Source organism: Treponema sp. (genome assembly GCF_017430385.1).
GTDB lineage: Bacteria > Spirochaetota > Spirochaetia > Treponematales > Treponemataceae > Treponema_D.
Genome location: NZ_JAFRNB010000169.1, coordinates 72,585 through 92,746 on the forward strand (window position 1 = coordinate 72,585; position 20,162 = coordinate 92,746).

15 protein-coding genes and 1 tRNA gene are annotated in these 20,162 nt (G+C 46.1%); 9 read left to right on the plus strand and 7 right to left on the minus strand.

Annotation, left to right across the window (positions count from 1 at the left end; genetic code table 11):
- Positions 1-120 precede the first annotated feature (120 nt).
- Both IJJ71_RS12975 and mnmL read left to right on the plus strand, forming a co-directional pair.
- Positions 121-1,719, plus strand: a complete 1,599-nt coding sequence (locus IJJ71_RS12975; RefSeq protein ID WP_296847622.1) for a flotillin family protein — start codon at positions 121-123, stop codon at positions 1,717-1,719.
- Positions 1,720-1,727: 8 nt separating this feature from the next.
- Positions 1,728-2,738: a tRNA modification radical SAM protein MnmL/YtqA gene (gene mnmL, locus IJJ71_RS12980; protein WP_296847624.1), complete on the plus strand. Its 1,011-nt coding sequence runs from the start codon at positions 1,728-1,730 to the stop codon at positions 2,736-2,738.
- 3 nt (positions 2,739-2,741) lie between these two features.
- On the opposite strand, the gene secA is transcribed toward mnmL, so the two are convergent.
- The 3 genes from secA to IJJ71_RS12995 all read right to left on the minus strand — a co-directional run bounded on the left by secA (position 2,742) and on the right by IJJ71_RS12995 (position 6,897).
- The gene (secA, locus tag IJJ71_RS12985; protein ID WP_296847627.1) at positions 2,742-5,516 is read right to left on the minus strand and encodes a preprotein translocase subunit SecA; all 2,775 of its coding nucleotides are present in this window, start codon (positions 5,514-5,516) and stop codon (positions 2,742-2,744) included.
- An 83-nt stretch (positions 5,517-5,599) separates the two neighbouring features.
- Positions 5,600-5,673 (minus strand) — tRNA-Pro (locus IJJ71_RS12990).
- A gap of 33 nt (positions 5,674-5,706) precedes the next feature.
- The gene (locus tag IJJ71_RS12995; RefSeq protein ID WP_296847629.1) at positions 5,707-6,897 is read right to left on the minus strand and encodes a hypothetical protein; all 1,191 of its coding nucleotides are present in this window, start codon (positions 6,895-6,897) and stop codon (positions 5,707-5,709) included.
- Positions 6,898-6,942: 45 nt separating this feature from the next.
- On the opposite strand from IJJ71_RS12995, the gene IJJ71_RS13000 reads away from it, so the two are divergent.
- From IJJ71_RS13000 to queA, 7 genes are all read left to right on the plus strand, one after another.
- Positions 6,943-7,674 carry an RluA family pseudouridine synthase gene (locus IJJ71_RS13000; RefSeq protein WP_296847630.1) on the plus strand — a complete coding sequence of 244 codons (732 nt, stop codon included), beginning with the start codon at positions 6,943-6,945 and terminating at the stop codon, positions 7,672-7,674.
- 196 nt (positions 7,675-7,870) lie between these two features.
- On the plus strand, positions 7,871-8,386 hold the full coding sequence (locus tag IJJ71_RS13005) for a hypothetical protein (protein WP_296847631.1): 516 nt from the start codon (positions 7,871-7,873) through the stop codon (positions 8,384-8,386).
- A gap of 17 nt (positions 8,387-8,403) precedes the next feature.
- Complete coding sequence (locus IJJ71_RS13010) at positions 8,404-9,924, plus strand: SPOR domain-containing protein (protein ID WP_296847632.1); 1,521 nt, start codon at positions 8,404-8,406, stop codon at positions 9,922-9,924.
- 223 nt (positions 9,925-10,147) lie between these two features.
- Positions 10,148-10,789: a Holliday junction branch migration protein RuvA gene (gene ruvA, locus IJJ71_RS13015; protein ID WP_296847633.1), complete on the plus strand. Its 642-nt coding sequence runs from the start codon at positions 10,148-10,150 to the stop codon at positions 10,787-10,789.
- 96 nt (positions 10,790-10,885) lie between these two features.
- Positions 10,886-11,905 (plus strand): Holliday junction branch migration DNA helicase RuvB, encoded by a 1,020-nt coding sequence (gene ruvB, locus IJJ71_RS13020; protein WP_296847683.1) that lies wholly within the window; start codon positions 10,886-10,888, stop codon positions 11,903-11,905.
- 199 nt (positions 11,906-12,104) lie between these two features.
- Positions 12,105-14,192: a methyl-accepting chemotaxis protein gene (locus IJJ71_RS13025; protein ID WP_296847634.1), complete on the plus strand. Its 2,088-nt coding sequence runs from the start codon at positions 12,105-12,107 to the stop codon at positions 14,190-14,192.
- An 18-nt stretch (positions 14,193-14,210) separates the two neighbouring features.
- Positions 14,211-15,266, plus strand: a complete 1,056-nt coding sequence (gene queA / locus IJJ71_RS13030; protein ID WP_296847635.1) for a tRNA preQ1(34) S-adenosylmethionine ribosyltransferase-isomerase QueA — start codon at positions 14,211-14,213, stop codon at positions 15,264-15,266.
- 92 nt (positions 15,267-15,358) lie between these two features.
- On the opposite strand, the gene IJJ71_RS13035 is transcribed toward queA, so the two are convergent.
- From IJJ71_RS13035 to IJJ71_RS13050, 4 genes are read right to left on the minus strand one after another with little or no spacing between them, the layout of a single operon-like run.
- A complete protein-coding gene (locus IJJ71_RS13035; RefSeq protein ID WP_296847636.1) occupies positions 15,359-16,168 on the minus strand; it encodes an FAD binding domain-containing protein in 810 nt (269 codons plus the stop codon).
- Positions 16,155-16,643 (minus strand): (2Fe-2S)-binding protein, encoded by a 489-nt coding sequence (locus IJJ71_RS13040; RefSeq protein WP_296847637.1) that lies wholly within the window; start codon positions 16,641-16,643, stop codon positions 16,155-16,157. Before IJJ71_RS13040 ends, IJJ71_RS13035 begins: the two co-directional genes overlap by 14 nt.
- Positions 16,640-18,856: a xanthine dehydrogenase family protein molybdopterin-binding subunit gene (locus tag IJJ71_RS13045; protein ID WP_296847638.1), complete on the minus strand. Its 2,217-nt coding sequence runs from the start codon at positions 18,854-18,856 to the stop codon at positions 16,640-16,642. Before IJJ71_RS13045 ends, IJJ71_RS13040 begins: the two co-directional genes overlap by 4 nt.
- Positions 18,846-20,036 (minus strand): DegT/DnrJ/EryC1/StrS family aminotransferase, encoded by a 1,191-nt coding sequence (locus IJJ71_RS13050; RefSeq protein ID WP_296847639.1) that lies wholly within the window; start codon positions 20,034-20,036, stop codon positions 18,846-18,848. Before IJJ71_RS13050 ends, IJJ71_RS13045 begins: the two co-directional genes overlap by 11 nt.
- Between the last annotated feature and the right edge of the window lie 126 nt (positions 20,037-20,162).

Below are 20,162 nucleotides of genomic sequence, written 5' to 3' on the forward strand. Positions count from 1 at the left end.
CTACACGGCGGTGCGGCCTTCATTGTATAATCCAGTTTTATTTGCAGTAAACATTTTTTTTCTTTTATTTCTCCTGGATTTTTACTATAATAGTTCCATCATTCAAAAAGGAGATTTGTAATGAATTTTATTGATTCTCAATATTTTTACTGGGCTATGGGCGTGCTTGCTGCGTTCATCTTGATTCTGTTTTTCGTGGGCTATACAAAGGCTCCGCCGGATGTCGCAAAGATTATTTCCGGCGTGCGAAAACTTCCTCGCGTTCTGGCAGGTCGTGCGGGATGGCGCATTCCATTCTTGGAGCGTGTGGACGAAATTTACCTTGGGCAGATTTCCGTTGACATCAAAACAGACACTTTCATTCCGACTCAGGATTTTATCAATGTTAAGGTCGATGCAATCGCAAAAGTCCGCGTAAAGAGCGACCCTGACGGAATCCAGCTCGCTGCAAAAAACTTCCTTAACAAAACACCTGATTTAATTGCTGATGAATTGAAGGACAGCCTTCAGGGAAACATGCGTGAAATCATCGGCACTTTGGATTTGAAGACAATCAACACTGACCGCGACAAATTCTCTGATCAGGTTATGGTAAAGGCTGCCCGCGACATGGAAGCACTTGGTATTGAGATTCTTTCATGCAATATCCAGAATGTAGTTGACGAGCACGGCTTAATCAACGATATGGGTATGGACAACACCTCGATGATTAAGAAAAATGCCGCAATCGCAAAAGCAACTGCCGAAAAGGAAATCGCAATCGCCCAGGCTGAGGCTGACAAGGCTGCGAACGAAGCCCGTGTTGCCGCAGATGCAGAAATCGCCGAAAAGCAGAACGAGCTTGCAATCAAAAAGGCTAACCTCAAAAAAGAATCTGACACCGCAAATGCTATCGCTGATGCCGCTTACGAAATCCAGAAGCAGGAGCAGCAAAAGACAATCCAGACTGCGACAGTCAACGCACAGATTGCAAAGGCCGAGCGAGAGGCTGACCTCAAGAGCAAGGAAGTCTCAATCCGTGAGCAGGAACTTCAGGCGACAATGAACAAAGTTGCCGATGCAGAAAAATACAAGGCCGAAAAGAACGCTGAGGCAGAACTTATCAAACGACAGAAAAACGCAGAGGCTGACAAATACGAGCAGGAGCAGAAAGCCGCTGCCCAGATGAAGCTTGCTGACGCACAGAAATATTCGGCTGAGCAGGAAGCTGCCGCAGTCAAGGCTAAAGCCGAGGCAGAGGCTGCCGGAATCGCCGCAAAACTCAAGGCTGAGGCGGAAGGTATCGCCGCAAAAGGTAAGGCAGAGGCTGAGGCAATAAAAGCAAAAGGTGAGGCTGAGGCTCTTGCGATGGACAAAAAGGCCGAGGCTTACAAAAAGTACAACGGTGCCGCTATGGCCGAAATGATGATTAAAATCATGCCACAGATGGCCGCAGAAATTGCCAAGCCACTTGGCCAAATTGACAAAATCAATATTTACGGAACGACTGGTGAGAACGGCAACGGTGTCTCGCAGGTTTCAAGCTCAATGCCTGTGATTATGAAGCAGGTTTTTGACACGATGAGTGAGGCTACTGGCGTTGATTTCACCGAGATTATGAAAGCCAACACTTACGATGCAAAAGTCACCAAGAATATCAATCTCAACGGTGCTGAAGTCGAAGTGAAAGCCGGAAAATCTAAAAAATCGACAGAAAATTCATCGTCAGAGGAAGCATAAAATTCCCGATGATTCCGCTCTCCAAGTTCTATGAGTCAATTCTTGGCACAAAAACTTACAAACTTTCCCTGGATGCAGGATGCACCTGTCCCAACCGCGACGGCACAAAAGGCTTGGGCGGTTGCATTTTCTGCTCTGAGAGCGGTTCGGGGGATTTTGCGGCAAGCCGGAATCTTTCGATAAAAGAGCAGGTCGCATCTGCCAAAAAACTCGTAGAATCAAAAGTGAAGGGAAGAAGCGGCAACCGGAATGGAAAATATATCGCTTACTTCCAGAACTTCACTTCAACTTACGGAAATCCCAAATCCCTTGTAAAAAAATACGAAGAAGCCCTTGAATGTGAGGATATTGAAGGCCTTGCAATCGCAACCCGCCCCGACTGCCTTGGTGAAGAAATCCTATCGCAAATCGCAAAAATCGCTGAAAATCATTTCGTTCAGATTGAGCTTGGCTTACAGACGAGCAATGAGGTGACTGGTAATCTGATTAACCGCTGCTACACGAACGAAGATTATAAAGATGCTGTAAAAAGAATCAAAAAAGCGAGCGAAAAAATCCACATCGTCACGCATCTGATTTTTGGACTTCCCGGCGAGACTGAGGAAGATATGCTTGAATCGGTGAGATTTGTCGTGCGGGAGAATACTAAGAATTCCTCACAGAGCGAAGGAGAGCACAGAGAAATTGCGTGTTTGAAAGAAAGCTACTTAAACAAAAAAAACTTTGTGTCCTCTGTGTCCTCTGTGAGAAATTTAAAACCACAGTTTGGAATTAAAATCACAACTCTTTACATCGTGCAGAACACACGCCTTGCACAAATGTACGAGAGCGGCACAGTCACGCCGCTTTCAAAAGAAGAATATTTCTCGCTGCTCAAAAAAGCACTCGCGCTTCTGCCAGAAAATTGCATAATCCACCGTCTCACCGGCGACCCGCCAAAAAAAACGCTCCTTGCGCCGTTATGGACAACGGACAAGAAGCGTGTTATGAATCAATTAAAATTGCTAATTTCTAATTAAAAATTATCGTCCATGACAATTTTTATATTTTTTGCCAGAACCGCATGGACATGGATCGTTTCGGCCTACTTTCGGGCCTGTGCGCACTACTGTTACGCTCTGACCTGTGCTTGCTCCTGCCATTGTGCGGCCGGCTGCTTGCTGGGCGTTTCTTGCCATTGCGGCACCTCTGCTCTGTGCGGCTGCCTGCTCGCTCATGCTCTGTGCTTCTGAGTGCTGGGCGTTGCCCTGCATTGCTTGGCGTGGTGGCTGCGGAGCCGGGTTAATCTGGATTCTTACTTTGAAGACACGGCCTGCAATTTCGATACGGATTTTTTCAATCATTGCATCGAACTGGTTGAAGCCGTCGATTTTGTATTCTGTGAGCGGATTCTTGCTTCCGTAAGAACGCAAGTGTACAGCTTCGCGCAAACCGTCAAGATATTCGAGCTGGTCGAGCCATTTTCGGTCGATTGCCTGAATGTACTGGTAGCGGATGAACATGTTGAACTGCTCGTGTCCGACTAAAGTTTCCTTTTCTGTGATGTCGTTCTGAAGAAGTGAGAGAACCTTTTCTTCATTAAGCATTTCTGGAGGAAGCATCACGCCGAAGTTTGTCTTGATGTTTTCGGTGAGAACTTTGATTCCTTCGTTTTTCCTTGAGTGTGCGAATTCGTAGAACCATTCGTCGAGGTAATCCTTTGCCGTGGTCATGATTCGTTCGCTCAGATTTTCATCCTCAAGAATTGAATCACGCTGCTGATAGATGAATTCACGCTGCTCGTTGAGAACATCGTCATAGTCAATCAAATTCTTACGGATTTCGAAGTTTCGTTCCTCGACTTTCTTCTGTGCCTTTTCGATTCCCTTTGTGAGCCACGGATGATAGATTGGCTCGCCAGGCTCCATACCGATTTTTGTCATGATGTTCTTCATTCGGTCGCCGCCGAAGAGTCTCATCAAATCATCGTCCATTGAGATAAAGAATTTTGAGCGTCCTGGGTCACCCTGTCGTCCAGAACGACCTCGGAGCTGGTTGTCGATTCGTCGTGATTCGTGTCGTTCAGAACCGATTACATACAATCCGCCCAAAGCTTTGACTTCCTCGTAATCTTTGAGCCATTTTTCTTTTTCGGCTTTGACCGCTGCCTGATATTCTTCTGGAGTTGCCTCTGTTCCGACTCGGCTCAGTGCGCGCTGCTCATAGCTTCCGCCGAGCTTAATATCAGTACCACGACCAGCCATGTTTGTAGCGACTGTGACTGCTCCCTTTGCGCCAGCCTCTGCGATAATCAAAGCTTCTCGTGCGTGGTTCTTTGCGTTCAAAACCTCGTGCTTGATTCCGTTGCGGGTGAGAAGGGCAGAAAGATGCTCAGATTTTTCGACCGAGACAGTACCAACCAGAACCGGCTGACCTTTTGTGTGTGCCTCGCGGATTTCTTTTACGATTGCGTTCCATTTGTCGTCTTCGTTGAGATAAACTTCATCCTGCTCGTCAACGCGGGCAACAGGAAGGTTTGTCGGGATTACGACACAATCCAATTTGTAGATCTTCTGGAACTCAACTGCTTCTGTCGCGGCCGTACCAGTCATTCCCGAAAGTTTTGTGTACATTCGGAAGAAGTTCTGGAATGTGACCGTAGCCATAGTGCGGTTTCGCTGGGCGATTTTTACATGCTCTTTGGCCTCGATTGCCTGATGCAAGCCGTCTGAGTAGCGGCGGCCTTCAAGAATACGGCCAGTGAATTCATCGACAATCTCAACTTTTCCGTCTTTTACGACATATTCATCGTCTTTGTTGTAAAGTTTGTGAGCACGGATTGCCTGAGTGAAATAGTGAACATACTCAAAGTTCTCTTCGTCAAAAACTGTTGTCTCCGGCGCAATCAAATTGTGCTGATGAAGGATAGAGTCGATTTTGTTCATACCCTTGTCAGTGAAAGAAACGCGCTTTGATTTTTCATCGATTTTGTAATCGCCCTTAAGCTCTGCGCGCTGCTCTGGAGTCATGTCAACTTCATCGTAGTAGTCGTCAGTTTTCGGATCCTTTTCGGCTTCCTCGAACAAACCTACATATTTGTCAACTTCGTAGAACTTGAAAGTATCGTCCTCTGCAGCTCCCGAAATGATGAGCGGTGTTCGGGCTTCATCAATCAAGATAGAGTCAATTTCGTCAACGATACAGTAGTTGAATCCGCGCTGAACTTTGCGTGCCATTTCAATCTGCATGTTGTCGCGAAGGTAATCGAAACCGAATTCGTTGTTTGTTCCATAAGTGATGTCGCAGTTGTAGTTCTGCTTGCGCACATCATTGTCCATGTTAGACAGAATTGTTCCGACTGTAACGCCAAGATATGAGAAAACCGGACGCATTGTGTTAGCATCGCGCTCGGCAAGGTAGTCGTTGACAGTGACGACATGAACGCCCTTTCCGCTCAGAGAGTTGAGGTAGGCTGGGGCAACGGCAACGAGTGTCTTACCTTCACCAGTTTTCATTTCAGTGATTTTGCCCTGATGCAAGTTGATAGAACCCATGAGCTGAACATCATAAGCTCGCTCGCCACGCACACGGAAAGCAGCTTCACGGCAGAGTGCAAATGCTTCCGGCAAAATATCGTCAAGTGACTCGCCCTTAGCAAGCCGCTCCTTGAAAATCTGTGTCTGTTTTGGGAAATCTTCGGGCTGCAATGACTTTGCCCATTCTTCTTTATCGTTGACTGCCTTAACGATTGGAATTAATTTTTTAACATCGCGCTCATTCTGTGAGCCGAAAATAACGGATAAAACTTGGTCTAACATAGTTCTACTATTATAGTAAAATAATTAGAAATGAGCAATTAGCAATAAAAAAGCGGACTCCTTTTTTGGAATCCGCTGAATCGTCGGGCTATCGGAATTCGAATCCGAGACCTCTTGCCCCCCAGACAAGCACGCTAACCAGCTGCGCTATAGCCCGAAATGTAGAAGCGACTATAGCACAAATCTGCCATTATGGCAATTCCACGCTCATCCAGTTCTTGCGGTCAGTCATGTTTGCGGGCATCATTCCGAGAGTGAGGTTCTTTGCAGTGGTTTCGCCTACGATGTAATCCTTTCCGCCCTCGCCGTCATCAACTTTGATTGTCTGCCCCTGCTTTCCCGGTAAATAGACTCCCAGAAGCGCGTGGCTGTATTGTGATGAAATGAACATGCAGCTTTCGAGCGAGCAGTTTTTGAGAATGCACATCAAAAGAAGGGAGCGTCCGTCACAGTCGCTTGATCCGCCTTCCAGAATCGCCGGAATACTCTCAATGTCGGCTTTGTCGTAGCTTGAAGATTTTCGCTCGTAATGGAAATCCTGCGCCCAGTAAAGAAGAGCCTGTGCAAGGGCTGCATCCGGATTGGCCGAATCCTTTTTTTCGCAATCTTCACGCAAAGCAGAATAAATATCGAAACTTACTTTTTTGACCCGTTCCATTGAGTCGCGTGCCAAAAGTCGGTAGAAACGAACCCACGCATCGTACATTTCCGGGAGATTGTTCGCGGCGTAGAATGAAAAGACCGAAAATTCCCTGTCAATTACGAACTGGCTTGCTTCTGCATCAATGGTATCAATTTGAGTCGGGATTGATTTCCCGCTGATAGTAAGATTTATCGATTTAGGTTGCTTCCGTGGATAGAATGTGCTTGTGATAAGCCCCGGTTCGCGGAAACTTCCTGCATCAATCAGGACTGAATCAAGAACAGAGACAAGAACCTGTCCTAAATTCTCAAAAACTTTTTTGGGAGAATAAGAAAGAATCGAGAGATAGCCTTTTTTCTGCGGAAGAGGAATGCATGCGCCCCAGCCCTGAGCCGCTTCGTCTGGAAGAAGCAGGGAGCTTTCAAAAGATGCGATTGAGCATTTCTGCCTTCGCCAGATTGCGTCTGAATAGTCGGCCGTGGCTTTGATGCGGCTGAGCGTGTCTTTGAGGGCTGCATCCGCCGATTTGAATTTTGACTCCGGCCATACACGAATCAAAGCATGAGCCGCAAGATATTTGTTCTTGAAAATGACGGTAGTTTCGTCCTGCTCCATGTCGATGATTTCATAGCCCTCGGGAAAGTCGATTGAGTAGTTGAATTTCTCGGAAGTGATAATCTCCGAGAAAGCCGAAAAACAGATTAAGTATAGAAGAAAAATGATTGAAAATTTTTTCATAGAATCATTATAGCACAGTTCCCGGTTTTTCGTTATCATTTTCTTATGAAAGAAATCCCAATCCTTTTTGAAGATGATGAAATTTTTGTGATAAATAAGCCTGCTGGAGTCGCGGTGCAGGGCGGTGAGGGAATAGCGCATCCGCTTGACGAGGAATTTTCCAAGCAGGTCGGATTTAAAGTGCATTTAGTTCATCGATTGGACAAGGAAACCTGCGGCCTTATGGTCGTGGCGAAAACTCCGAAGGCCGCTTCAAAATGGATTGAGCTTATTGCCTCAAAGCAGGTTCAGAAAGAATACACGGCGGTCTGCTTCGGGGAACCTGTCATCAATGGAAAAAAGCAGAAAACGGGCACGATTTCAGGTTCGGTCGTAAAAAAGAATGGCAAAAATCAGCGGGAACAGGCTGCGGTCACGAATTTTACCGTTGAAGAAGTAAAATCCGTCGAAATTTCCACGGCATTGCCTGAATCGCAAGAAAATGCCGCTCCGGCTGCGCCCTCTGACAGTGTTTCTCTCACATTCTCAAAAATTCACCTCAAGCTTGGAACTGGCAGAATGCACCAGATTAGAATACATCTGGCTTCGGTAGGAGCCCCGATCTGCGGCGACGACAAGCACGGAAACTTCAAGCTGAACAAACTTACCAAAAAACACCTGAAAATCAGAAATCTTCTATTATGTTCCTCAAAACTGACAATCCCATCCTCAGAAGGAAAGCCCAAGTCTTTCGAAATAGATTTACCGGACTATTTCAACCTGAAATCAGAAATTTAAAAACCAAAAGCAAATGCCCGCGCGGGATTGTAAGCCCGAAGTAGCCGAAGGCTATGAGCGGGAGCGAAGGCTGAAAAGCCCGGAGCCCCAAAATTTCGCGCCCAAAAAATTGCTCATTGCTAATTGCTATAAACTTTTTTTTCAAAAATCCGATATTCATAAAGACAGTGAACTTTTTGTTTGCTGGGGGGAAGTTATGAATAGGTGGGTAAAAATATTTATTTCTGGACTTTTCGCTGTTTTCTGTGCTTCGGGAGTTTTTGCAAAATCACTTTCGATTCAGATTATCCAGAACAATCCCGGACAGGAAAAAGTCTGGGCAACATCATATCTTTTTGAGCAGAACATCACAGACTATTTTTTTGATGCGGGGGACATCGTTTCAAGCTCGCCGATTTGGATTTCTGACACTGAGGAAAAAAATCTTGGCGCGCTCAAGGCTTCGCTTCGTGAAAATCTTCAGGGCGGAATGGACACTTTGATTCGTGTGGAGCTTTTTTACAACACCAGCGATTCTTCAAATCCTGAAGGACTTCTTCTTGAGAATATCAAAAAAGTTCAGTGGAAGGCTTATGCGGTCTCAACTGGAATCCAGCTTTTTGAGGGAAGCGCAGTTCCTGAAAAGCCTCGTGAAAACACAAACAATGAGATTGGATTGAGTCAGTTTGCGGGACTTGTAGCTTATCAAATCAACAACCAAATGAGATATTAATATAGGGTAGGGGAAATATGAAAAAATTAACGCTTTTTATTCTTACTATTTTTACAGTCGCAACATTGTTTGCCGCTGCCCGGCCATCTCTTGACGGTCGCGCAGTTGTCGCTGATTCTGGAACAATGCCGCGGGGACTTTTTGCCCGGACTGTCGGCTACTTGCCTGGAGACAGCGTGACGGTGACAAACCCTGCCACTGGAAGCGCAGTTGATGTCCTTGTTTTGGGCGCGATTGATCCGAGTGAAGGTGTCGCAATCCTTCTTTCTCCAGAAGCCGCAGAAGGCTTGAGAATCAAACCGAATTCAAATGTTCAGGTTAAGCTCACAAAACGCTCTGGCAGCCTTGATGAAAATGCAAACGGTTCGGCAGTTCTTTCCGAGGGCGAGGAAGAAAAGCCACAGCCTAAAGCTGAAATGCCTACCGTTTCGGATCCAGCTGCCGTAGCTGAAACTGTTCCAAAAGTTGCTCCAGCCGTAACTCCAGCTCCTGCCGCTGAAACTGTGCCTGTCGCAATTCCTGCTCCTGCCGTTACTCCGGTTCCGGTCGCAGTTCCTGTTGCCGAGGAAAAAAAGGCTGAGGAGACTGTTGAAGAAATTCCTGTCGTCGCAGAGAAAGTTGAGGAAATCCCTGCCGAAACTGAAAAGATTGAAGAAGAGATTGTGGAAGAAACTCCTGTTCTTGCAGAAAATACTCCTGCTTATGATGAGTTCCAGGCTGTGGCTGATGAAATTGAGGAAACTCCTGTCCTTTCAAAAGTCGAGCCTGCTGCGGAGAATGTCGTTGAGGAAGAGGTTCAGCCTGATACTGTTTACGAAGTCCTTCCACCGTTGCCGGACGGAGAACGCACTTACGGAAAGCAGAAAGTCGTCGTTATTGAGGGAACGGAGCCTGATTATATAGAAGAGGCTCCAGTAGAGAAAAAGGAAGAGCCGGTTTATGTCGCAGAGACTCCAGTAGAGAAAAAGGAAGAGCCGGTTTATGTCGCAGAGACTCCTGCCGCTGAGGAAGTCGTTTCGGAAGAAGCTGTTGCCTCAGAACTTCCTGCCGGAATTGAGAGCGAGCCTGTGGTTGTTGCCGAAGAGCAGCCAGTAAGTTTAGAAGAGCCAGCTGATGCTTATCAGCCGATTGTCCTTGTTCCTGCTGAGCCAAATCCGCCTCTAGCCGAGGAAAGCCCGGCCAGGGAAACTGTTCCTGTAGTTGCGGAAGTTGCGCCTGTTAAGGAAGTCGTTCCTGTAGAGGAAACTGCTCCTGCAGTCGTAATCGAAAACAACTGGACGAACTATGTCGTTCCGTCGGTCAAAAATCTTCGCAAGGGAAGCTACTATATTCAGGTCGCTTCTCTCGGAAACACTGACAATATCAAGAATTTCATTGATAAATATTCAGCAAAATATCCGGTCGTGCTGGTTCAGAATTCATCAAAAAGTTCTTATCAGGTTATGGTCGGGCCACTCAATATCGATGAGTACGGTGCTGTGGATGAAAAGTTCCGTGCACACGGCTTCAAAGATGCGTTTGTCCGAAAAATAAAGTAGAAGCTCAAATGTCGAGTTTTTAAAATTTCTTGGCTGTGTTAAAAAACGGTCTCCCATCGTGAACCTGCCCCAAACATCGCAGTGAGCAAAGCTCAGGCGAGTTTGTGTCAGAACCCCGATTCCGACCGTTTTTTGACATATTCGATAAGTTCAAAATTCGCCATTCAACGGCTTTATAGCTATAGAATAGAATTTAATTCCTTTTTCTATTATAATTTCTTTCATGTTCAATTCACTTTCGGGTACAATTACCGGTAAATTTCCGCAGAAACTTTTCCTTGATACAAATGGTATTGAATGGGATATAATCGTTCCTGACACTACTCTGGACGATTTGCCTAAGCTGGGAGAAAAAGCGCGGGTTTTTACATGGATGCAGCATACTGACAGTGCAATGAACCTTTTTGGTTTTGCCTCAACAAAAGACCGCGATTTGTTTTTTGACTTGAACAAGGTCGAGGGGGTCGGCCCAAAATCCGCGATTAAAATCATGAGCAATATTCAGCGGGATCAGCTCGTTCAGAGCCTTGAAAACGGAGATTTGGCCGCGCTGGAGAAAATTCCGGGGCTTGGCAAAAAAACAGCCCAGAAAATGCTGCTCACCCTCAAAGGCAAGCTCACTCTTGAAGAAGATTTGCCGGGCGTAAAAGTCGTGGTCAATCGTGGCGGAGAGTATGCCGATTTAATTTCTGCGCTCGCAAACATGGGCTACGACAAGCGGGATGTGGAAAACTGCATTTCAAAACTCGTGGATGAACTTAACAATGAGATTTCTTCTGGTGGCGAGGTCGCCTTCAAGGACAAAACGCGCGATGCAAAGGAAGAAATCTTGTTCAGGCGGGCAATTGTCGCACTGGCACAGTAGCAATGAGTAATGTAAACGGAAAACGAAAAATTGAAAGCTAACTTTGATTCTGATATAAACGAATTTTCTCAGCTGGCATCGCAGGCTTCGACTCACATTGTTCGGGCGGATGTGCCTAGTAACGAGGACAGTGTGGACGGCTCTTTGCGGCCGAAGATGCTTGACGAATTCCTTGGACAAAAGGAAATCAAGGAAAATCTTTCCGTGTTCATTCAGGCGGCGCGCGAGCGTCGTGAACCGCTTGACCATCTGTTTTTAATCGGACCGCCGGGACTTGGAAAGACAACCCTTGCCGAAATCACGGCACACGAGCTTGGTGCGGATTTCAAAGTCACATCGGCTCCTGCTTTGGATAAGCCGAAGGATTTGGCGGGCATTCTTTCAACGATTTCTCCGGGAACGGTTTTCTTCATCGATGAGATTCACCGTCTCAAGCCTGCAATTGAGGAAATGCTTTATATTGCCATGGAAGATTTTGAGCTTGACTGGGTAATCGGTCAGGGAGCGGCAGCCCGCACGGTGCGAATCCCGATTCCAAAGTTTACGCTTGTTGGCGCGACTACAAAAGCCGGAATGGTCTCAAAGCCGTTGCAGACCCGATTCGGAATCATCCAGAGATTCAATTTTTATACTCATGAAGAACTTTCTTCTATTATAAAGCGCAGTGCGGCTATCCTTAACTGTAAGATTGACGATGATGCGGCACTTCTCATGGCTCGCTCTAGCCGGGGAACACCTCGCGTGGCAAACCGTGTCCTTCGCAGGATGAGGGATTTCGCGCAGTTCTACGGTGACGGCCGAATCACGCTAAAAATCACGGAAGACGGCCTCAAAAAACTTCAGATTGATTCTCTGGGCTTAGAGCATTATGACCGTGAGATTCTTCTTTCAATAATCAAGAATTTCGGTGGCGGGCCGGTTGGTGCTGAGACGCTTGCAATTTCAATCGGAGAGTCGCAGGACACCCTTGAGGATTATTACGAGCCTTATCTGATTCAGTGCGGCCTGATTCAGCGAACCCCGCGTGGCAGGATTGTCACCGCAAAGGCATACCAGCACCTCGGACTTGAATACAAATCAAATGCCACAAGCAGCCAGCCAAGTTTGTTTGAATAGTCAATGCCGCACCGCCGTGGAGCACCTGCGAAGCAGTTCGAACTGGCACGACAACGAGAGTGCCAGCGGAGCGAAGCGAAGGAATGAGGGCTACCGAAGTGCGGAAGGGCGGCAGCCAGAAAAATTTGCGTAAAAAAAAATCGTGCAAATTCCATAATTTTATCTTATAATAATATTAACGAATTTTTCAGGAGTTTTTATGAAATTAAACAGCCTTAAAACTAAGCTTTTGATGCTTTTGATTCTTATCGTTGTGATTTCCAATGGAATTTTGGGGGCAATAGCCTATACGATGTCAAAATCTTCGTTGGAAAGTTCTGTCGAGCAGACAATTACCACAATTTCTGAGAAAATTGCTGTCCAGGTCGCACAGCAGAATGAAAGGGAATTCCATTTATTGGAGTCTTTGGCGAACCTTTCAATCATTCAGGATCCGGATATTTCAATTGCCGAAAAAAGCAAAATCCTGCTTGGTGTTGCGAAGACAGATCCTCGATATGAGAACATCGCTTATTATGACGAGCATGGAATGAGCATCACAAGTGACGGACAGCTTGTTGATTTGTCGAGCCGGGCTTACTTCAAGGAAGCTTTTGCCGGAAATCATTACCTTTCTGACCCAACTTTCAGTCCTGTAAATAATTTGCTTTTGATGATGTATTCAGTTCCTGTCTATAACAAGGAACATTCTAAAATCATCGGTGTAATAGTTTCAATTTTCCACGGAAAGACCCTTTCAGACCTTTGTAAAGAAATTTATATCGGAAAAGAAAGTCATCCGTTCATCATCAACATGAAGAGCGGCAAAACCGTTGCTGATTCTGATGTAAAATATGTTGAGGAAGGTCAGGTTCTCAAAGATTCAACTTCGGGCGCAATGAAGGAAGCAATCATCGAGGCCATGAGCGGAAGCACCACTTACAAGATTTTCTTTGAGCCGTGGCGCAAAAAGAATATGGTTGCTTCATACAGGCCTGTCGGCGGCGAAAGTGACTGGGCTGTGTTCTGTATGGCTCCCGCTGATGAATTCTTCGGTTCAATCACGAAAATGTCAGCATCAATGTTAGTCAGTGTCATCGTGATTCTTGTTGTCGCGATTATTTTCAGTGCCGTAATCCTTTCGATTTCATTGAGGCCTTTAAAAGCTGTCGAGACTTCAATCACTGAGATTGCGAGCGGAAATGCTGATTTGACAAAACGAATTGCCGTAACATCAAATGATGAGATCGGAAATGTCGTAAAAGGCTTCAATGCGTTTACTGAAAAATTGCAGACAATCATCTCTCATGTCAAACATTCAAATGCAAATCTTGACAGCGTTGGCTCTGACATGAGCGCGAGTGTCGATGATACTGCAAGCTCAATCACACAGATTATCGCAAACATTGATTCTATGAAGAGGCAGATTGACGGTCAGAACCAGAGCGTAAGTCAGACTGCCGGGGCTGTCAATGAGATTGCATCAAACATTGAGTCTCTGGAAAAAATGATTGAGAGCCAGTCGAACGGCGTTACTCAGGCAAGTGCGGCTGTCGAAGAGATGATCGGAAATATTTCTTCGGTTAACGGTTCCATGGAAAAGATGGCACGCTCATTCGGGGATTTGCGCGCAAACTCTCAGGCGGGCATCTCAAAGCAAAAAGCTGTCAATGACCGAATCACGGAGATTGAAAGCCAGTCAACCATGCTTCAGGAAGCAAATGTCGCAATCGCGGCCATCGCAAGCCAGACTAACCTTCTTGCCATGAATGCGGCAATCGAGGCGGCTCATGCAGGCGAGGCAGGAAAGGGCTTTGCCGTTGTCGCTGACGAAATCCGTAAGCTTTCAGAAACTTCAACTGCTCAGTCTAAGACAATCGGTGATCAGCTTACAAACATCAAAAATTCAATTAGCGAAGTCGTTTCGGCTTCCGGCGAGTCAGCCCTGGCTTTTGAGGCTGTTTCCCGCAAACTTGAGGAAACTGATGCCCTTGTCATGCAGATTAAGGCCGCAATGGAAGAGCAGAACGAAGGAAGCCAGCAGATTACAGACGCGCTTCACAATATGAATGACAGCACGATTGAGGTTCGCAACGCATCTGCCGAAATGGAAGAAGGCAACAAGATGATTCTCAAAGAAGTCCAGATGCTGCAGAACGCTTCTGCATCTATGGCACAGAGCATGGAAGAAATGGCCATCGGAGCAAGAAAAATCAATGAGACTGGCTCTGCTTTGAGCGGAATTGCCGGAAAAATGAGCGAGTCTATCTCAGGCATTGGCTCACAGATTGACCAGTTTAAGGTTTAAGTTTAGACTGTTCGTTCAATGAAACTGACAGACTTTTACTTTGATTTACCAGAAGAACTCATCGCTCAAAAACCGAGCGGAATCCGCGGACAGGACAAGCTCATGCTCCTCAACCGCGAGACAGGCGAGGTCAAGCACCTCAAGATGGATGATTTGCCGGATTTAATCTCGCCTGACACGCTCATGGTTTTCAACAACTCAAAAGTACGCCGGAGCCGCTGCTACGGAATCAAGCTTTCCGATGTCGAAGGGCAGGGCGGTCGTGAGCAGGAGTTTATGTTCCTCAACCAGATGACTCCCGAAGGCAATTTGTGGCACACAATGGTCAAAGGAGCCAAAAAAGTAAAAGCCGGTAACAAATACCGCTTTACGGACGGTTCTGTCGGAACTATCATCGAGCACGAGAACGACACAGGAAGTGAATTCCGCACGATTCAATTTGAGTCGCGGCTCGATGACGACTGGTTCGGCCGTAACGGACACATTCCTCTTCCGCCGTACATCCGCCGCGAGGATGATGATACTGACAGCGAGCGGTACCAGACGATCTATGCCAAAGAAACAGGAAGCTCGGCCTGCCCAACTGCGGGCTTACACTTTACCGAAGATATGTTCCGCCGTCTTGATGAAAAGGGGATAGAGCGGGTTTTCGTAACATTGCATGTCGGCCTGGGAACATTCCTTCCTGTTCGCACGGAGAACATCGAAGAGCACAAAATGCACGAGGAAGTTTACACCGTTCCGTTTGATGTTGCCGAAAAAATCAATCAGGCTAAACGCGATGGCCGCCCAATCTTGGCCGTTGGAACGACAAGTGTGCGCACACTCGAAAGCGCGAGCGATGAAAACGGATTTGTAAAAGGCGGTTCAAGCGCGACCCACATCTTCATGTATCCGGGCTACAAGTTCAAGTGCGTAAACCAGATGTTCACGAACTTCCATACCCCGGAAAGCACATTGATTATGCTCGTAAGCGCATTCGCTGGTCGCGAGCACATCCTGAACGCCTACAAAAAAGCCGTAGAAGAAAAATACCACTTCTTCTCTTACGGCGACTGTATGTTGATTAAATAGAAAATGCCCGCACGGATGCGGGGTAAAGCAAATTGACTGCGAGAATTTCTGAAAGAAATTCTCGTCACGACATGGATGTCGCCGCATGTTGATCAAGTAAGCTGTTCCAGCGAATACTTCGTCAGGTTCCAGAACTGATGCTTTAAAATCGGATTCAGTTTTTTGCCTTTTGCCGCTTCGTTGAAGAAATCTTCGGCTTCGAGCATGAAGTTTGAGATTGCCGTCGCTGAAAGCGGCAGATGTGCGCCGATTAATTTGTTTTCCAGTTCAATGTCACGGAATTTCATGCTTCCTGCAAACGCAATCCGCAGGTCTGAAATCTGATTTTTCTGTGAATTTGCCAGAAATGCGAACCCTGCAGAAAGCTCGCTTATTGACTGCGAAGGACCGAGCCTCCTGAAAACAGCAACTTCCCATTGTTCCAGTGGCAACCTCACTTTTGAAAGCAGTGACCCGCTTGAAATCGAATCAAAACGCATTATCGGCTGAAAGCTGGTATTCTCCCCGTCAGTCACTTCAAGCCGTGCATCAAGGGCGAGAAGGGGAGCGTAAAGCGTGTGATAAAATCCCTTCGCACAGATGTTTCCGCCGATTGTCGCAATGTTCCGCACGTTTTTGTTCGCGATTGTAGTGATTGCCTCATAAAAGATTTTCGGAAGGTTTGCCTCACCCAATTCTTCGATTGCAGAAAGCTGTACTCCCGCGCCCAAATCAATATAACGTTCGTGCTTGTCAATCTGATTCAGTTCCTCAATTCCCCTGATTGAGAGGTTTTTTTCGGGCAGTTCCTTTTCAACAAAAGTCGTGCAGCCTCCGACAATGTTCAAATCAGAGATATTTTTGAGCTGGTAGAATATGTCGTTGAGGTTTTTGGCGTAAAAAAATGTCTTAGACTGTGGCATTCCTTCGTCCCTCCCGCTCGTGTTTGATTGCGGTCGCATAAATTACGCCATTGATGAAAGTCTTTTTGTCTATGCAGTTGCATTTTATTGAATCAGCAAGTTCCTCAAGTTCTTCCATTGTCGGCCTGTAGACCTTTTTTAAAAGCTCATAAGTTGAGAAAATCCTTGTGCTGTTGCAGAATCCGCATGTCGTAACTCCAGCCTGTTTGAATCCGGCCGTGATGTCCTCGCCTTCTTTTGTGAGCAGGAAGAATTCAAGCGTTTCGATTGAGGCGTTCCTTACGATTCCAACCGGAATGACACAGCTTGGAACCGGCCTGTCATCGAGAAGGACTGTGCATGAGCCGCACCTGCCCTTTGTGCAACCTTCTTTCACTGAGAGTAATCCCTGTCGTCTGAGGACTTCAAGCAGGCTTTCGCTTGGTTTTGCATCGAGAATTACTTTTGAGCTGTTTAGCATGACAGGAATTTTCATTTGTCTGCCTCTTCTGATATTCTTTTGGAGTCATTGTAGTTTTCGCAGATTTTAAATAGCGAGTCTGTTTTTAGCGGAAGCGACCTGACTGGGTATGCGAGTGCCTGTGAGAGTGCGGAAGTGTAGGCCGCAGGAAGAATTGAATAGACAAGATGTCCGATTTGCTTTGGCTCTTCTTCGGACTGCATGAACTGCACGGAAATCGACGGACAGTTTATAGAATCATCCTCGACCAATGTTGTAAGGCATCGCTGAATCGAGCGGTACACGGAATTTTCTGCTGATTTTGGGGAAAGAATTTTACCTCCGTCGATAATCACGCAGATTTTTCTGATTGTCTCGCGGTATGTGAATATGTCAAATTCGACTTCAACGGTACAGGTTCCGAACGCAGTGTTGTAATACGGAGTGCCGGAAAATTCCTGCTGGTTCCAGAGTTTTTTTCGTGACGGTGGCAGGGATTTTTTGACCGAAAATGGCGTTCCGTCGATTTTCTTGCGTTTGATTGCGTCAACGCATTTTTTGAGAAGGGTTGTCCTGAGACTGACTGTTCCAATCAGAGTTTCAGGGATAATAAGGTTTTCCTTGCTTTTTTTACCGATTTCTTCGACAGTCTCGTTCGTAAAAATTATGTTCCGCCTGTCAATTTCGATGTTATCCGTAATGATTTTTGTCCAGATTTCACGGATTGCCACTGACGGAGGATAAGCATGGACTACGATTTTCTTTTCTTCGTTGACAGAAACTTGCATCGAGATGTTTGTCTTGTCAAAAAATGACCCCAGATAGCCGCTTCCGTCAAAGGCACATGCAAGGCCGATACCGCGCAAAGGCGGAGAATATGCAGAGCTTTCTGATTGCTCGTAGCGGTTGTGCTCGGCAAGCCTTGAAACTGCATATTTCCGCTTGAAGTCGCTCCTGATTACTACGGCGTTTATGGCATCGCTGGAACGGCCAAACAGAAATGTAAAAGGCTTCGTTGATTTTTGCAACCCTCCGGCTTTGTTCATCTGCCTCAAATCGACTGGCGAAAATCCTGTTGCTTCCGCAATTTTCTGAATCTGATTTTCGACAGCGAAAAATGAATGTGAGTCAATCATTGAGAGATGGAGTGATGACGGCGGATTGTGACTCCTGAATGCTTTTGCACTGACCCTGACATTCTTGCAGTTGTAAATTCCTGTGCCAGCAAGCGTAAGCCTGTCAAGAATTTCCTGTGCGAAAGGATTGTACGCGCCTGCATCGAATTCGATAGAAATGTCCATCGCCCTGATGATTCCGTCTTTGTCGAGGGCTGTTTTATGCTTGATTGAAAGTTTTGGCGGAAGTTCCAGAAGCTCTTCCTGCGCGAGCCTTGAAAGTGAATATTTGATAGGACAGCCAGTTTTTATTGCTGCGACAGCCGCCTGTGCGACAAGAATGGTGTTCAGCCAGAGCGCGTTCGTTGTTTTATTCGAAACAAGGGTGCGCGTGAGAAAGATTTTTTCTTTTGGAAAGCCGGTGATTTCAGAGACGGTTTTTGCAAGCTGACTGATCCACTGGCAGGGCGTAAAAATATGCAGGTTGCCGCCCTTGATGTAGCAAAGGCAGCCTTCAGTTTCTTTGTTCGGCTTGTATTGGATTTTGTTGTCCCATCTTCCTTCGACCACAAAGGCTGATTTTTCTTCGTTCGCAAAAATTTCATCGACATCGCCAACGACAAGCTTTCTTTTTGCGATGATTTCCTTTGGTTTTGAGAAATCTTCAATTGTTTTACGGAGCGAGATTATGCTCTGCTCAAGCGGAGAACCGTCTTTTAGTGAGACCGAAAGGTAATTGTATGTCCTTGAAAAGTCTGACTCGTCTTTTTTGAGTTCTTCCTGATCGAGCTGAATGCGGATTGATTTTTTCAGTTCTTCAAGAACATTTTTGTCAGGCCCGACGAGAATGCCGAGAGGCTCGCCCTTGTAAGAAATCTCATCCGTCGAAAAGACCGGCACTTCCGTGTCCAGAATTTTTACTTTTGCAGCTCCTGGAATGTCTTTGCTGGTAAAAAGATGGCAGTTTTCTGGAATTGTCGTTTTGGGGGCGAATCCGATTGAAATTATTTTGCCGTAAGAGAACGGACTTGTGATGACAACGGCATGAAGCATGTCAGGCATGCTCATGTCACTGTAAAAATCATCAGAGAAAATAACCTTTTTTTTGCCGGTGCTTTTTCTCTTAGCGCACATGATGCTTTTCTCCGACTGATTTTACCGCTTCGATTACAATTTTTGCCTGCTCTTCGCTCATATCGGGGAAGAGCGGAAGTGTAATCGTGTTCTTTGAATGTTCATCGGCGTTCGGAAAATTTTCTGCCCTGAAATCAGGATATTTTTGCTGCCAGTAAGTAAAATTGAAAATCGCGATGAAGTGCATTGAGATTCCAAGCCCTTTTTCCTGCAGTTCCTTTGCAAAAGTGTTCCTGTCACAGTCAAGCTTTGTTGCGTCGAGATGAAGAAGATACAAATGCCATGCGTTCCCATCCCCATCCGGCGGAAGAATCACATAATCCAAGTCTTTGAAAGCCTCATTGTAGCGGGCTGCGATTTTCTTGCGTTTTTCGTCAAATGATTTTGCCTTTTTGAGCTGAACCCGCCCGATTGCGCTAAGTACATCCGGCAGATTTGACTTGAAGCCCGGCGCGATGATGTCATATTCCCAGCTGGCCTTCGGATTTGTGTAGCGGTCCCAGGCATCGCGGTTCATTCCGTGCAGGCGCATCTGGCTCATTCTCTTGGCAAGAGAGTCGTCGTTTGTGGTAATCATGCCGCCCTCGCCGGTGGTCATGGTCTGTGTGGCGTAAAAACTGAAAACTCCGATGTCACCCAAAGTGCCTGCAAAACCATCTTTTGTGGGGCTTGGGAAAGAGTGGGCCGCATCCTCAATCACGTAGATTTTGTGCCCTGGAGTGGAATATTTTTGGGCAAGCTCATTGATTTTTTTCATGTTGCATAGATTGCCCGCGACATGAACAGGAACGATGGCGACTATTTTATGCTCAGTGTCTTTTTTAAGGATTTCTTCGATTTTTATAGGATCGATTGAATAAGAATCTCGCTCGATATCGGCAAAAAAAACATCTCCGCCCAAGTGAACCGCACTCGCCGCCGTTGAGACAAAAGTGTATGGAGTGGTGATTACGGCTTTTCCTTGTCGAACCCCGCACGCTTCCATCGCAAGAATCATTCCGCTTGTATTGGAATTTACCGCAAGCGCGTGTTTGCTCCCGACATATTCTGCGAATTCACATTCAAAATCATGGGTGACTTTGCCCGTGGTGAGCCATCCTGAATCAATTACATCACAAACTGCTTTTTTTTCTTCATCGTCAAAAGACGGCTTAAAAAACGGAACTTTAATTTCTGCCATAGTGTGAATATTATAACGCAAAAATAAGGAAATATAAACAAGATTTTTTAAGCAGATTAAAAGGTCGTGAAAACGACTTATCGAAACCGCAGGCTAGCCTGCTACACGCAGTTTGTGCTTGTAACT

What these genes read in the sequence shown, in the direction of transcription:
- IJJ71_RS12975 (WP_296847622.1), top strand. Translation starts at nt 121, where the DNA reads ATGAATTTTATTGATTCTCAATATTTTTACTGGGCTATGGGCGTGCTT.
- mnmL (WP_296847624.1), top strand. Translation starts at nt 1,728, where the DNA reads ATGATTCCGCTCTCCAAGTTCTATGAGTCAATTCTTGGCACAAAAACT.
- secA (WP_296847627.1), bottom strand. Translation starts at nt 5,516, where the DNA reads ATGTTAGACCAAGTTTTATCCGTTATTTTCGGCTCACAGAATGAGCGC.
- IJJ71_RS12995 (WP_296847629.1), bottom strand. Translation starts at nt 6,897, where the DNA reads ATGAAAAAATTTTCAATCATTTTTCTTCTATACTTAATCTGTTTTTCG.
- IJJ71_RS13000 (WP_296847630.1), top strand. Translation starts at nt 6,943, where the DNA reads ATGAAAGAAATCCCAATCCTTTTTGAAGATGATGAAATTTTTGTGATA.
- IJJ71_RS13005 (WP_296847631.1), top strand. Translation starts at nt 7,871, where the DNA reads ATGAATAGGTGGGTAAAAATATTTATTTCTGGACTTTTCGCTGTTTTC.
- IJJ71_RS13010 (WP_296847632.1), top strand. Translation starts at nt 8,404, where the DNA reads ATGAAAAAATTAACGCTTTTTATTCTTACTATTTTTACAGTCGCAACA.
- ruvA (WP_296847633.1), top strand. Translation starts at nt 10,148, where the DNA reads ATGTTCAATTCACTTTCGGGTACAATTACCGGTAAATTTCCGCAGAAA.
- IJJ71_RS13025 (WP_296847634.1), top strand. Translation starts at nt 12,105, where the DNA reads ATGAAATTAAACAGCCTTAAAACTAAGCTTTTGATGCTTTTGATTCTT.
- queA (WP_296847635.1), top strand. Translation starts at nt 14,211, where the DNA reads ATGAAACTGACAGACTTTTACTTTGATTTACCAGAAGAACTCATCGCT.
- IJJ71_RS13035 (WP_296847636.1), bottom strand. Translation starts at nt 16,168, where the DNA reads ATGCCACAGTCTAAGACATTTTTTTACGCCAAAAACCTCAACGACATA.
- IJJ71_RS13040 (WP_296847637.1), bottom strand. Translation starts at nt 16,643, where the DNA reads ATGAAAATTCCTGTCATGCTAAACAGCTCAAAAGTAATTCTCGATGCA.
- IJJ71_RS13045 (WP_296847638.1), bottom strand. Translation starts at nt 18,856, where the DNA reads ATGTGCGCTAAGAGAAAAAGCACCGGCAAAAAAAAGGTTATTTTCTCT.
- IJJ71_RS13050 (WP_296847639.1), bottom strand. Translation starts at nt 20,036, where the DNA reads ATGGCAGAAATTAAAGTTCCGTTTTTTAAGCCGTCTTTTGACGATGAA.